This window comes from Tepidibacter sp. Z1-5 (genome assembly GCF_037844525.1).
Lineage (GTDB): Bacteria > Bacillota > Clostridia > Peptostreptococcales > Peptostreptococcaceae > Tepidibacter_A.
This window is the reverse complement of sequence record NZ_JBBMMD010000068.1, coordinates 1-13,622: the sequence shown is the minus strand read 5'-3', so window position 1 is coordinate 13,622 and position 13,622 is coordinate 1. Positions and strand designations below refer to the sequence as shown.

General features: G+C 27.7%; 16 protein-coding genes. 2 read left to right on the top strand and 14 right to left on the bottom strand.

The window, feature by feature from the left end; genetic code table 11:
* Positions 1–232 precede the first annotated feature (232 nt).
* From WJW32_RS12615 to WJW32_RS12570, 10 genes are all read right to left on the bottom strand, one after another.
* On the bottom strand, positions 233–397 hold the full coding sequence (locus WJW32_RS12615; RefSeq protein WP_340258870.1) for a hypothetical protein: 165 nt from the start codon (positions 395–397) through the stop codon (positions 233–235).
* 199 nt (positions 398–596) lie between these two features.
* A complete protein-coding gene (locus WJW32_RS12610; protein WP_340258868.1) occupies positions 597–950 on the bottom strand; it encodes a hypothetical protein in 354 nt (117 codons plus the stop codon).
* 430 nt (positions 951–1,380) lie between these two features.
* Positions 1,381–2,334, bottom strand: a complete 954-nt coding sequence (locus WJW32_RS12605) for an MORN repeat-containing protein (protein ID WP_340258866.1) — start codon at positions 2,332–2,334, stop codon at positions 1,381–1,383.
* Positions 2,335–2,919: 585 nt separating this feature from the next.
* Positions 2,920–3,666 carry an alpha/beta fold hydrolase gene (locus tag WJW32_RS12600; RefSeq protein ID WP_340258864.1) on the bottom strand — a complete coding sequence of 249 codons (747 nt, stop codon included), beginning with the start codon at positions 3,664–3,666 and terminating at the stop codon, positions 2,920–2,922.
* 256 nt (positions 3,667–3,922) lie between these two features.
* Positions 3,923–5,767 (bottom strand): WG repeat-containing protein, encoded by a 1,845-nt coding sequence (locus tag WJW32_RS12595; protein ID WP_340258862.1) that lies wholly within the window; start codon positions 5,765–5,767, stop codon positions 3,923–3,925.
* A gap of 61 nt (positions 5,768–5,828) precedes the next feature.
* Complete coding sequence (locus WJW32_RS12590) at positions 5,829–6,299, bottom strand: GNAT family N-acetyltransferase (protein WP_340258860.1); 471 nt, start codon at positions 6,297–6,299, stop codon at positions 5,829–5,831.
* Positions 6,300–6,338: 39 nt separating this feature from the next.
* Positions 6,339–7,091 carry an MBL fold metallo-hydrolase gene (locus WJW32_RS12585; protein ID WP_340258858.1) on the bottom strand — a complete coding sequence of 251 codons (753 nt, stop codon included), beginning with the start codon at positions 7,089–7,091 and terminating at the stop codon, positions 6,339–6,341.
* Positions 7,092–7,158: 67 nt separating this feature from the next.
* The gene (locus WJW32_RS12580) at positions 7,159–7,653 is read right to left on the bottom strand and encodes a GNAT family N-acetyltransferase (protein WP_340258856.1); all 495 of its coding nucleotides are present in this window, start codon (positions 7,651–7,653) and stop codon (positions 7,159–7,161) included.
* A gap of 522 nt (positions 7,654–8,175) precedes the next feature.
* Complete coding sequence (locus WJW32_RS12575; RefSeq protein WP_340258854.1) at positions 8,176–8,826, bottom strand: hypothetical protein; 651 nt, start codon at positions 8,824–8,826, stop codon at positions 8,176–8,178.
* A gap of 17 nt (positions 8,827–8,843) precedes the next feature.
* On the bottom strand, positions 8,844–9,629 hold the full coding sequence (locus WJW32_RS12570; protein ID WP_340258852.1) for a DUF2089 family protein: 786 nt from the start codon (positions 9,627–9,629) through the stop codon (positions 8,844–8,846).
* A gap of 269 nt (positions 9,630–9,898) precedes the next feature.
* Here WJW32_RS12570 and WJW32_RS14960 point away from each other — a divergent pair, with 269 nt between their 5' ends.
* The gene (locus WJW32_RS14960) at positions 9,899–10,006 is read left to right on the top strand and encodes an IS3 family transposase (protein WP_445330244.1); all 108 of its coding nucleotides are present in this window, start codon (positions 9,899–9,901) and stop codon (positions 10,004–10,006) included.
* 14 nt (positions 10,007–10,020) lie between these two features.
* Here WJW32_RS14960 and WJW32_RS12565 read toward each other — a convergent pair whose 3' ends face one another.
* The 4 genes from WJW32_RS12565 to WJW32_RS12550 all read right to left on the bottom strand — a co-directional run bounded on the left by WJW32_RS12565 (position 10,021) and on the right by WJW32_RS12550 (position 12,446).
* The gene (locus tag WJW32_RS12565; protein ID WP_340258850.1) at positions 10,021–10,626 is read right to left on the bottom strand and encodes a hypothetical protein; all 606 of its coding nucleotides are present in this window, start codon (positions 10,624–10,626) and stop codon (positions 10,021–10,023) included.
* A gap of 207 nt (positions 10,627–10,833) precedes the next feature.
* Complete coding sequence (locus WJW32_RS12560) at positions 10,834–11,046, bottom strand: hypothetical protein (protein ID WP_340258848.1); 213 nt, start codon at positions 11,044–11,046, stop codon at positions 10,834–10,836.
* 90 nt (positions 11,047–11,136) lie between these two features.
* Positions 11,137–11,472, bottom strand: coding sequence for a hypothetical protein (locus tag WJW32_RS12555; protein WP_340258846.1), 336 nt, complete (start codon positions 11,470–11,472; stop codon positions 11,137–11,139).
* A gap of 773 nt (positions 11,473–12,245) precedes the next feature.
* Positions 12,246–12,446: a cold-shock protein gene (locus tag WJW32_RS12550; protein ID WP_445330243.1), complete on the bottom strand. Its 201-nt coding sequence runs from the start codon at positions 12,444–12,446 to the stop codon at positions 12,246–12,248.
* Positions 12,447–12,960: 514 nt separating this feature from the next.
* Between WJW32_RS12550 and WJW32_RS14955 the strand changes: the two genes are divergently transcribed.
* Entirely contained in the window at positions 12,961–13,185 is a 225-nt protein-coding gene (locus WJW32_RS14955) for a DDE-type integrase/transposase/recombinase (protein WP_445330242.1), read from the top strand.
* Positions 13,186–13,622: the final 437 nt, after the last annotated feature.

Genomic DNA, 13,622 nt, shown 5'->3' with positions numbered 1-13,622 from the left:
GATACTTCTGCCTCCTTAGAACTTTAAGTAGCATTAGTATATTATTTTTTAACGAATGAGGGCAATTAATTTGCTCTAAAATCCTTAGCTTGATGGCTATGGGGTGTGCCCCATTAATTGTACAAGCATGACTTGTCCATTTTTTAATAACAAAATTCTTTTCGACCTGAATATATTAATATCTTATAATCTTTATTATATGTTTCAAAACACTACATTCGTTTTTGAGAATTTATTTTAATAAATCTTTATTTAACTCTATCCATTGATAGATGATTTGTCTTAATTTTTTAGTTTGAACTACATACTCTTTAGAAACACCCTCTGGTGTAAAATACAATATAATTTTAGTTACATCCTTATAGATTTCTAAGTTGCATATATTACCTCCCAACAATATCAGTTCTGCCTATACGTCTCAAAACGGTTACTGATTTAGGGATTTCGCTGATTGTGCAAGACTTCGTAATCTACTTATAGGAATTTTGGCAGGAGTATATTTCGCTTTTACTACAACTTTATTTATTATTTTTTAGCTAATTCATCTCCTTTAATTTGAATTTATAAATATTACTTCATTAATTTAATTATTATAGTTATAATACATATAAAAAAATATATACCCAAATACTTATACAAAAAAAGATACCTATTTTTTTGGCTTGTTTATCTTCAGTCTTAAATATTGCTATGTGCATAGATACTATTAATAAAATAACCATTACAGCATTAATATAAAAAAACAAATCCTTGTATGGTCTATAATTTACAAAATAAACATCCATTAATCTCTCTAAAATAATTGCGAACAAACCAATACTAATAGAACTCATTATACCTATAATATAAATAGGTTTTTTCTCTCTTCTAGTTAAAATTGTTCCATATATTATCCATATAAATACTACAAATGGAATTATTATATCTATAAGTGAGTAAAGAGAAATCATATTTTTATCTCCTTCCAAATTTTTTATAATTAATTTCTTATAAACTCTTGTATACCTATAGTTTGAACTAAATTACTTAAAACTTGTAACCAAGTTTTATTTTCATCATAACAATGAACATCAGCAGTAGCTCCTCCTTGATTTAATCCAATATTTCAAATACATCCATGAGGTAGTATCACCATTTGTGTTAGCAGACGCAAATTAACTAATAATATGCGATACTCTTATATGTATTTAATATACTTACCTATTTCAATTTGTTCATATGGAGAAAATCTAGATTCTGTTTGTCTAGAATCTAGATTTTATAAAATACATATTTTAAAATAATAAAAACAATTCTAAATAAAAAAGATTTATACATATCTACACTGTTTATTTGAGCTATAGTCTATTTAAATAATTATTTTCAGTGCTTTGAATTTGTTTAATCAAACATTCCCTTTACATTTCCTTCTTTAATTAAATTTCCTGTCTTATCATATGCTTTACCATTTACAGGCTCTCCATCTATTAATTCCCCTTCAAAAATCAAATTACCATTTTCATCATATAATTTGCCTTGACCATGCGCTAAATCATTTTTAAGACTTCCTTCATATCTTAAATTTCCATTTTCATTATACCATTTACCTTGACCATATGTTAAACCATCTTTAAAATCACCATTATATGCTAAATTACCATTTTTATAATATAATTTGCCTTGACCATGATAATCAGAATCTTTAAAATCACCCTCATATTTTAAGTTCCCATTTTCATAATACATTTTACCGTTACCATCGAATTTGCCATCTTTAAAATCACCCTCATATGCTAAACTCTCATTTCCATGATATAATTTGCCATTACCATCGGGTTTACCATGCCTAAAATCACCCTCATATTTTATATTACTGTTTTTATCATATATTTTTCCAATACCATTATAAATATCTCCTTCATATCGCCCGGTTATTTTAAGATATAAATAATCAGTTCTATATCCGATTCCTAATAAAATTAATATAACAATTATTGATGATAATATTGGAATTTTTAAAGATCCTCTTTTACCATTATTTCTCATATGTTCTTTATATATTTTCTCTTGGTTTGCTTTATAATATAATGACATGGCTACATTGATAGCAACCACTATCATTCCTGAAGTAATTTTTTCATCTGAAATATTAATTAAAAATAAACAAGCAGCAAGAGCAAGAACAATACTATAAATATCCCTTCTTTTTTTCTGTATATATCCTAGCCTCCCATAATTAATTGCACTCATTATTCCAGCAATAAAAAAAGAAAATACTGATCCTATTATCATTATGGCATTAGGGCTCCAAAGACCTTTATCATTTAAACCTTTTCTCTTGTTTTCATTTTCCATAAATAATTCTCCTCATTTAAATTGTGAATTATATAATTATTATTTCGCTTTGACATAAATAACATACAAAAATAGAACCCTTGATAAATCAAAGCTTTCACAAAATCACTTCACATAACACACGTTATAATACAAAACCTCAACTTTAGCGTAAATATATATTTCATAGATTAAGATTTTGAAGGTTGCTTATATTTATCTAAAAATTAAATTGATAGTATAAATTTTTTATATATTATTACTTCTAAAGACTTACTTATTAAATTAACATTCTATACATTTAAACATATTCATATACTTTATTAAATGTAATTAAAAAGAAGGTGACTCCAAGCCGCCTTCCTTAATTAGCAGGTAATTATTTTTAAAATGTAAAAAGCATTCTTATTGGGGAATGCCCCATTAGTAGTACAAGCATGACTTGTCCAAAATTATAGAAAAAAATTCTTCATTTTAAAATAGAGTATGATAAAATAATTATTTTATCATACTCTACTTCTAAACAGTTATAACGCTACATAAGAATATTCTATTATAAAAATACCGTAAAATTCAATTCTAAATAATACGATATTTTATTATAATTTAAGCTAAAAATTTCAGCACTAAGTTTCTAAACTCTTTTTTATTACTAAACATAGCAGGGTGATTTCCATTTTCAAAAATAACTAATTTAGAATTTTTCATTTTTAAATTAATATCTTTTAATGTGCTTTCAATACTAGGTATTAAATCATCTTTTGTGCTTCCTGTAATTAAAACATTATTTTCTATGTTACTAAGTTCATAATTAAAAAAATCACCTATGTCTCGTGAAAAATTTATAATTAAATTTGTATTTTGGTCAATTACATTATTCCAATCAAAGCCATGCATTATAAACCAAAATAATTTAGAACATAACTTGCTTTTTGCTATTTTTCTATCATCTACAATTTTTTTAGCAAACTCATAAGATAAATTTTCTCCAATAAAACTATCTACAATTATTCTGTTAAATAAACTAGGTTGTTTCAATACAGCGTTTAAAGCAACAATAGCTCCACCACTTGTACCTAATAGATTAACATCGGTAATACCAATGTGCTTACATAATTCAATAATTAAAGTAGAATTAAAATCCCAATAATTTAATGGCAATTTATCTATTCTCTGAGATTTTCCTTGACCTACCAAATCTAATAAAATCACTTTAAAGTTTTTAGAATAGAATTTTAATTCTGGTATAAACATTTTTGAGGAAGCTGTATCTCCATGTATAATAACTAAAGGTCTTCCTTCACCAGATACTCTATAATATATATTAATATTTTCGTACTTAAAATAAGACATTTTTAACCTCCCAATAACAAACATTGCAAAATTTTTTAATAAATATTTGTTTTATATAATCTACAGGGGAGAGTTAGTAGTTACTCTTACATATAGATTATTTTAATTTGTTAAAAATCCCCATTACAATACCTCCTTTTAACTTATTAATTATAAATATACTAAAATATCAATTTATTACCTATAACAAAGTATATAACTTATCCATTTTTTTGAAACCCTGATCTTTTGCAAAAGATTAGGGCTTTTTGTATTTCTATTTTTCCAAATAAGTTGGAAGAAAATTGTCAGGAGGCGGTACTGGCATTCCCCTTGTGGTTATACAGTATGGAATTCTTATGCCTTTTTTAGTCACCATGTATTTCACTGTCGAAGAACCATAATGGGTTTCTGAATCATTGTAGCTATTTTCCTCAAAATAGTCTATATCTTCTTGTGTAAAAAGGCCATATCTATAGTCGTCCCATACATTTTTAGGAAGATCCTTAGGATAATCATAATAATTTATATCAGATGCGAATTGAGCATAATTTTTCACGTAGTCCCTAAGTTCAACCTGACTAGAAAACTTTTCTTGGTTTTCAAGTGTTCCTTCAAGCGAATAAGTAAACAGATATTCTCCTTTGCGTGCGTATATTTTATCTTCTATTACCTGGAGTGCATCAAACTCTTCTTTCAATATTATATTTTTATATTTATCCATCACTCCATAAAGTTCTCCTTCTTTTGAAAACCTTATTAGATTGTCATAAATTTTGAGCTTTTTATACTCTGCAGGAACTATTGTTCCATTATCTAGACTTCCTATTCCAAACCGTGCCCCTTTAAGCCCAGTTGCGCTACTACGTCCTTCATTATAATCCATATCTTTTAGAAATATGAAAACACCTTTTTCTATTTTTGAAACATCCTTAAAGTCCATATCTGTGACTCTATTAAGTTCCTTGTCCACGAATGTAAACCTTTTGCTTGGAAGCCATGCTACTGAATAGTTTCCATTGAATGGATATATAAATGAATACCCAGGATTTTGAATCTTTTTGCCTTTTAAATCATATATGTTGATAGTAGAGCCGTAGTCAGTCCCTTCAAATATCATGCCTTCACATATGCCTGAAATTCTATAATACTCTCTTTCTGGTTTTTGAAGCACTACAAGTGGAGTTGAATTTTCATTTTCAATCAAGAAGATATGCCTTGAACCATCAAATTTTTGCCCTACTACATACTTATCTCCCACGAAATAAGAATCCTTGTATTTGACTTCTGACATCATGTCGTTAGACATTACGATGTCTCCATTTGAGTTAAAAAGTTCCATCTTGTTGTTTTCATAATCACTTATTCTCATTAATCCACTTTCTGTAGAATACGCATAAGATCTTGGGGAAAAATTGTATAATGAAAGATCTGCTATTAATTGATTTTTAGAGTCTATTATCATAAACCTGCCGTCTTTTTTTACAAAGTATCTGTCATCGTTTCCTCCAAAGAACTCTATAGAATCATAACTTGGCTTAACTATGAGATTGCCGTAAATATCGACAAGGCCCAACCCAAAATCACTTATCATGGGGTAAATCTTTCCGCTAATATGTACACTATTGTCCCAAATAAAAAAATTGTCCAAACCGATATTTTTAAGATTTTCAACACTTACAAGCGAATATCCTCCAGCGTTATAACTTTCAACCGGTTTTCCGTTTACGAATATCTTAACATCGCTCTTGTAAAGGTTTTTATTTTTTTGTAGATAGTCTTTGTTCTTTTGGAGTATCCCAGCATCTATTTCAAAGTCTAGTATTTCATCTGAGTAGTACTCGTCAACTTTAAGGTCAAAAGTTGTTTGGCGCTTTTTAGAGTTCCATTTTTTTGTAAAATTGAGTGCCTCCAAATCGTCAATACATATAAACGTACCGTCTTTGCCCTGCACTTCATATGAGCTTAAATATGTGCTACCCCTTCCCGGATTAAAAAGAACTTCCCTTTCAGATTTAGAGTAGCTGCCTTCCACTTTCAGCTGTGCAAAGCTCATTTTTTCAATCGGTGTAAATGAAATCAGTATTATTATTGTAATTGCCAGTAGTTTATTAAATTCCATTGTTTTCCTCCTTTTTCTTAATTTTCATTCACTGTAAATACATGCAAATAATTCAATACATTCAGTCTATTATATTTTTAATAAAAACATGTGTGCTTTGTCCTATATTATCATCAAATGTTTCTTCTATATAATCCCATCCTAATTTTTTATAATAATCAACAGCTTTTTCAGTTCTTAAATATAATTGTTTATAGTCTCTGTTTTTTGCTATTTTTATTATTTCATCAACAAGGAGTTTTCCAATTCCTCTATTTCTAAATTCTTTGTTAACAATAAGAGAAGCTAACCATGGCTCTAGATTAGGTCTATTTTTTAAATCATTATTAAATAAAGAAACGGTTCCTAAACACAAATCCCCCTCTAAAACTATAAGAGTTACAGGAATATCATATTTGTTTCTCTCCTTAACCCTATTAAGTACCATATCAAATGTCACTTCAGGTCTTATACTTTTTACAAACTCCTCAAATATCCATCTTGCTACTATTTCTGTATATTGAGTATAGTCACATAAGTAAACTATATCCATTAGAATTATCCCTCCTGAATTTTTTAATATTTTTTATTACTAAAAATTTAGTGTTAAGCATTCTATATTTACTAAATGCTTTCTTAAAATATCTTTATTTTCCAAATCTATTTTTTCTTTTGTTATTAATTTTGTTATATAATTTATATTATTTTTTATTAAATTATTATTTGTAATATCGCCATGGCTCTGTACGATAATATCTGCGTTTATTTTCAAATACAATTCTAAAGTATCTTTATATTTATCCAATTCACTCCAGCACATAAAACATGGTATAGGATCATCAACATTATCTCCTACAAACAATACATTATCTTTATGGTCATAGCAAGATGCTGAATCTTCTGAATGTCCAGGTGTATAAAAGAATTCAACTCCTTCTTCTTTGAATGCAATTTTCTCTGTAAATGTAGTATTGGGTAAAACAATTTCTATCTTATTTTTTGCAAATTGTTGTGCGTGATTAATTAAGTCTTCTTCTCCATATTTGGCTATATGCTTTCTACACAATTCATGAGATATTATTTTAAAATCTTTAAATACACTATTTCCCCATATATGATCCCAATGACTGTGAGAATTAAATATTATATATTCTTTTTTTCCAAAATTGTCTTCAAGGTATTTTTTAATTCTCTTTATATAGTATGTTCCCAGATAAGTATCACATATAAAAAAGTGTCTATCTCCATTAATAGCATATACATTAGTCACACAATCATAGTCTGAACTTTTAAGTTCAAAAAAGGTAAAAAGAATTCCTCTTTCACCAACTCTTATAATTTTCATATTTTCCCTCCTTATTTTTGCGTTTTTATCATGTTTTGAATACTATATTTTTCTTGATTTATAATAATCAAAAAATCTTTGCCATATAGTATTCATCTATATATTGTTCATCTATAATTAAAGATTTTTTCTTTATCCCTTCTATCTTAAATCCCATTTTTTTATACAATTTGACTGCATTTTTGTTATGGACCATTACTGTCAATTCTAATCTTGTTATATCATTACCTAATGCCCAATTATCTAGTTCTTTAAAAAGCTTAGTCCCAATGCCCATTCCTGTATAGTCTTTTAATAACCCTATAACTATATAAGCACTATGTTTTATTCTATTGGCAAATCCTCTATTTGCAGATAAAAACCCTATTATTTTGTTGTTTTTCTCTACTACTAATGTTAATGATCCACTCTTATGTATGTCTTCTATTTTTGATATAATTTCTCCAATTGATGTTTTTCGCTCATTTGGTTCATACATCATAAATTTATTTTCCGAATCTAATTTTTTTAACATATAAAAAAATGATTCAGCATCTTTATTTTCAATATTTCTTATAATCACAATTGCATTCTCCTTGCGTTTATATTTCAATCTTTTTAATAGAAATCTAGTAACCTTTTTATTATACAATATTTTCCACAAAGTTAGTATTAATATATAAGTTATTATTTTCTATTTTTATAATCAAATATATCTTTGCATATTTTTATAAATAATCTCAAAATAAAAAAAGAGAATGATTTATCATCCTCTTATATTTGATATGCAGATAGTTATTTTCAAAATACAAAACGCATTCTTCTTGGAGTGTGACCCATTTTTGGTACAAGCATAACTTGTCTATTTTTTCTTATATATCTTTGTTTAATATATTGAGCTATCTTATTAACAGAAAAAATATACTCTTCTCTCGTATATTTATCTCCTTTAAAATTTTAAAAACTAAATCTGGGCAAACAGATTATTTGTTGTGTATTCTTAATAGGATTCAATCCAATATAACCTCTTTTATATAGATACCCAATATAAACATCAAACACGTCCATTGAGATAAATATCACCTATTTTAATCTCTAAATTCTATCAGAAACCAAATGCTTCAGTATTAATATCATACGTACTTAAAGACAAAGGATATCTTAATTCTGTGAGTACTACTTGTCCAATCAACCTTGCTGAAAAATAGCATATAATTGCATCTTCCGGTGAAAACATACGTGGTCTTTCCTCTATCATATTCACTTCATGCTTTGCTTTATTATACAAAGACACGAATTTTAATAATGATTCGATAATAACTCCATCAAAGATATTCATTTTTGAAATTTCATGTGCTGCTTTTCCTAATGTAGAGTTAAAAAATCTCAATTTCCCCATGAGTTTCACATTTTTTAAAAATAACCTCAGTACCGCTTCTAAATGCATTCCACTATAGTGCACAACATGTCTTGCATGCATTCGAATATCACAAATATCAATCTCTGATCTTACATATTGCAGTGGACGAAAAAGTTCTCTGTTTATACCCCCAGGGAAAGGATTAAGTTTGGGATCAGCAGGCATGCAGTATCCGCCTATTCCACCAATTTTCTGATCTATTAACCATAGAACTTCAGTTTCATATTTTTCTTTCTTCATTTGTACATCATCAAGAAAATCTTGAATCTGCCTTTTTTGTTCATTGTATAATAGTTTTTCATAAATGAATATTGTTTCTGGTAATGCTCCTTTCATAATAACATCCTCATTTCTTAACGTTCATTTTTGTAATCCTCTTTATAATCCTCAAAAAAACTATGCTTTATCGAAATATATCCTCGTTTATTATTACAAATTTCAGCCCAATCTAGAACTGCGGCAATTACGAACCCCGGACCAAATGCTGTTTCACCTTCCTGAACACCATGTACTTTATGGGCAATATATCCTTCAATTGAATCAAGAGGTAGATCATCACTACCAAGTTTAGCACCTGAACGTGCTTTACCTTTAATCGCTTTACCTCCGTTATTGATTACCACCTCAACTGCAGCATCAAAAACTCCCCATACTAACTGATTAGCTGGAGGAATTTTTGGTGAGACCAATCCTTTCCCGTTAGCATCATACCATATATCACAGGGATCCCCTTGTAACAACTGGATAGTAGCTTTTCCTCCGCAATTATTCAACTTTTCCTTAATTCTAGTAACTACAAGACTATCATTAGATTCTATAGCTAAAAAGTTTACTCTCGCCATATCTGAGACCTCCTCTTTTTTATCTTCTATATCATCAATCCCTAGTTTCATTATAACTTCACGAATTTTCTTTTTAACAGCTGGATATGACATTCCTTTTTGTTCTTGAACAGCTCTAAAATTACCCTGGTACTTCAAAAAAGTCAGTACAAAATCCATTTCATCAGATGAAAGATAATCAAATTTACTGAGTCCGAAACCCCCTGTTAATTCTAAGTCACATTTCTTACATATAAGCCGTGTGACTATTAATTTATCGCTACACCTTGGACAATGACCTACAAGTTCTTTTTTCATAATCCCCTCCCATATATTACCATTGTATTTAAAGTTATTATATCTGTCAATGTAGTATGTAATATTTTTAATAACTACTTTTGTTTTTTAACATACTTTGTTCTATACATTTAAACGCCTTCATATACTTTATTAAATATAATTAAAAGGAAGGTGACTCCAAGTCACCTTCCTTTTAATTAGCAGGTAATTATTTTGAAATACAAAATTCATTCTTTTTGGGGTGTGCCCCATTAATTGTACGAGCTTAACTTGTCTGTTTTTTATATATTCTTCCAACCGAATATATTGAGCTATTTTACAACAGAAAAAGAATACACTATTCTCTTCTATATTTATCTCCTTTAGAATTTGAAAAAATAAACCCGATCAAATAGACTATTTATTGAGTCTACTTAAGTGGGTTCAGTCCACTTATATAGTCTTCATTATTGTTTGTTGCAAACTCAGCTGAATGAAAAGGGATAAACTCTGTTAACAATATAGGATTTCTACTAGTTAACTCATTAAAAATGTCATAATCACAGTTTGCTAATTTATTATATTTCCTTCTTAGTGAAGAAATACCCTCTACTTTCCCAGTCATTAAAGCATGTAGTAGCTTAGTAGTCTTTTGATAGTAGTCTGAATGCTTTTCATTCATTACAAAATTGAATGTTCTCTGTGAGTTGTAAAAATCTGAATATTGATCCCATGTTGTCCCTGCAGATATCTTTTCGTCTGCTACATGCCCTTTATCAAATTTTGGATTTAGTCCCATCAGGGCTACTTTAACATTGTTACCAGTACTAGCAAATGGTACTGGTCCTAAAACAATATCTTTATCTTTAGATTTAAATCTATGCATTTCCTTATTTAGATCGAAAAAGATATTGTACTCATTAATTTTAGTCTCAATCATATTAGAATAATCCTCTATATGACCATCTAAACGTTCAACTTCTAATAATGATGCTGTTAACTCTAAAAACTCTCTTTTCATTTTTTCTTCTTTCACAATTTAATTGATCCATATTGATCATTATTTACATACACTAGTAAGGGAAATCGTAATATATCTACAGTAAATCGCAAACTCAATTATAATTTTTAATAACAGTTAGCTGGATATATTGGATTTACTATATTTTTATTTTAATAATTTTTAAGCTTTTAAAAGAAACTAGATTGGTTATAGGTTATTTTAAAATCACATTATGACACATTATTTCCAAAGCTCTAACATTTCAAATCCTAATCTATCTTCTACAATATCATTCTTTATTGTAAGTTCATGTATATATTCTTGAACTACTTTATAAACACTAACATCTTCTAATTTCGACCACGGCACTAATTTTGTATCAACTACAAACCTTGCTCCTTGAGAATTTGATTTAATTATTGATAATTTAGGAGAATCAAATCTATTTTTCAATTCAATCAATACTATATTGTCAATAGGTGTATGAAAATATTTAAAAAAGTCTTTCAAGTAAACATTATTTTCATTCCATTCAACATTGAATTAGGAATGATAATAACAATAAAAATACTTTAAAAGTATATTTACAATTTTTTGAGATTGCCCAAATGTCAATTGTCCAATTTTTGATATATTATTTACAACATCATAAAACCATTTATCAAAACATTCTTGAGTAGCTTCAATATTTTTCATCTTTTTTATTTCAGTAAAAACTAAATTTCTTATTTCTTCTTTCTGTTCTTTTGAAGTTCCTCCCTTTTTAGTTCTTTGCATAGTCTGATACGCATCTCGAAACCAATTTTTCTCATTAAATGGTTCCAAAGGATTAACTTCATCAGCAAATTTTATTGTTAATTCCTTTATTTGTTTATTCATTTTTATAACAACTCCTTTTCAAATCTGTTAAACCATAATTAGCTGTCATATAACTTTTTTATTTATGCCATACCATATTGAGTATCCATAGTAAATAATCCAATCTTAATTATACAACATTTACCATATATTGTCTTAATTTCTAAAATTAAAAATGTTGTAATGTAAAAAAATACTTTAACCGAGTTTTTATATTCTAAATTATCTAATATATACATATCACTTTATAAATCATATTGAATTTATTTTTAAACATGAAAAAAGAGAATGATTTAACATCCTCCTTAATATAATACGCAGGTAATTATTTTTGAAATCTACAGCGTATTCTTGTTAGGATGTCCCCATTAGTAGTACAAGCATGGCCTGTCCATTTTTTTCTAATAAATCTATACTCAAATTATTTCTCCACATTCTACCACAAATAAAATCCATGGCAAAAATTATATCGTAATTCAACAGATATATATTATTTTTAAATAAAAAAGATTTATACATTCCTACACTGTTTATTCAAGCTATACCCTAATGATCCTATTATAATATCTTTCATTAGAGTGTAATTTATAAAAAATTGCTAATTAGATGTAGAATGTTCGACATGCTCTTTAAACATTGGCTTAGTTGCTATGTTTAAACCACTTATGGAATTTTTTACAGTACAGTACCTGTTTTTAGACGCATCTGAGCGTACCCCTACTAGGACAACATGCCTCGCAAAACGAAAAAAGGACATGAAGTTTATCTTCATGTCCTTGATATGCTATATAGAATTATAGGCTGACAATATTCTCAGCTTGTGGTCCTTTTGGACCTTGTACTATATCAAAAGAAACTCTTTCGCCTTCTTCTAGTGTCTTGAAACCATCTTTTTGGATTTGAGAAAAGTGTGCAAAAACATCCACGTTATCTTCTCCTGTTATAAAACCAAATCCTTTGTCTGCGTTAAACCATTTTACTGTACCGTTCATAATCGATACCTCCAAATTTTATTTCTTAAATTATTTCGTACAAAGTAAATCAATTTAAAAATTTAGAGTTAATACGATTAATAGCGATACAATTCTAATTTATTTTAAATTTAATTATTTCCTACAAACTTTAATTAAGATTTATTAATGATATCATACTTTATCGAATATATCAAGTCTTTAAATAGCTATTTAAAACTAAAAATCTAATTGAACTACTGTTTTTCGTAATATTACTAGAATCCTTTTCATTATCCAGATCCAGCAAAATCAACTTCCTTTTTGATTTTTTCGAAATAAAATTACTATATTTTTTCTGTTTTTTAAATAAATTTAATATAAATTAACTATTATTTTGTAATAAAAATACAAAAAACTTTATAATTAATCTCTAAAACAGTATTTAGGGAGTTAGTATATAATCTAATTTTTAAAAATCATTTTAAATAACACTAAATATCAGATTTATGGTTCTGGTGCAAATAAATCAAGTATATGATATTCTCAAACAAAAGCAATACAAGCCGCTAAACGCTTCTTTATAAAAGCTTTAAAAAGTCCTCATAATCAAAATCCTAGAGTAGTTACTGCTGATAAAAGTCCTTCTTATCCTAAACCTATTAATGAATTAAAAAATAATATAGATCTAAATATAAATACAAAGTTTAGTCAAATCAAGTATCTCAATAATATTGTGGAACAAGATCATCGGTTTATTAAAAAATCATTAAACCGGGGTTGAGATTTCAATCCTTTAATACTGCACGTAAAACATTAAAAGGAATTGAAGCTTTCTATATTATAAAAAAAGGGCAGGTCGAGGATTTAAATCGATGTGCCCTTTCTGAAATTGAATTTATCAATAAGTTATTTGGTTTAGTAGCTTAAAAGCTAATTAAGATAGGGATTATTCTAACATTTTATGTTTTTTACACCAAAACTGAAAAATGAAATCACATTGCATAATAATAATTCTGCAGTGAAACATAATCCAACAAGTACCAAAGTAATAATAGGTAATTTCTAAAACATACGTAAACGTAAAAAAATAGACGGGTATATATTTTAAATTTCCTTTGCTACAATTATAGAAGAAAGTAAGGAGGTCTTAGTTATGGCAAAGGAAACAACTAAAATTAATTGGCAGCATATCATTAGCCTATATGATTCTTATGAGGG

Excerpts from the sequence above, each read along its gene's own strand:
- WJW32_RS12610 (WP_340258868.1), bottom strand. The coding sequence starts at position 950 with ATGATTTCTCTTTACTCACTTATAGATATAATAATTCCATTTGTAGTA.
- WJW32_RS12605 (WP_340258866.1), bottom strand. The coding sequence starts at position 2,334 with ATGGAAAATGAAAACAAGAGAAAAGGTTTAAATGATAAAGGTCTTTGG.
- WJW32_RS12600 (WP_340258864.1), bottom strand. The coding sequence starts at position 3,666 with ATGTCTTATTTTAAGTACGAAAATATTAATATATATTATAGAGTATCT.
- WJW32_RS12595 (WP_340258862.1), bottom strand. The coding sequence starts at position 5,767 with ATGGAATTTAATAAACTACTGGCAATTACAATAATAATACTGATTTCA.
- WJW32_RS12590 (WP_340258860.1), bottom strand. The coding sequence starts at position 6,299 with ATGGATATAGTTTACTTATGTGACTATACTCAATATACAGAAATAGTA.
- WJW32_RS12585 (WP_340258858.1), bottom strand. The coding sequence starts at position 7,091 with ATGAAAATTATAAGAGTTGGTGAAAGAGGAATTCTTTTTACCTTTTTT.
- WJW32_RS12575 (WP_340258854.1), bottom strand. The coding sequence starts at position 8,826 with ATGAAAGGAGCATTACCAGAAACAATATTCATTTATGAAAAACTATTA.
- WJW32_RS12570 (WP_340258852.1), bottom strand. The coding sequence starts at position 9,629 with ATGAAAAAAGAACTTGTAGGTCATTGTCCAAGGTGTAGCGATAAATTA.
- WJW32_RS12555 (WP_340258846.1), bottom strand. The coding sequence starts at position 11,472 with ATGAATAAACAAATAAAGGAATTAACAATAAAATTTGCTGATGAAGTT.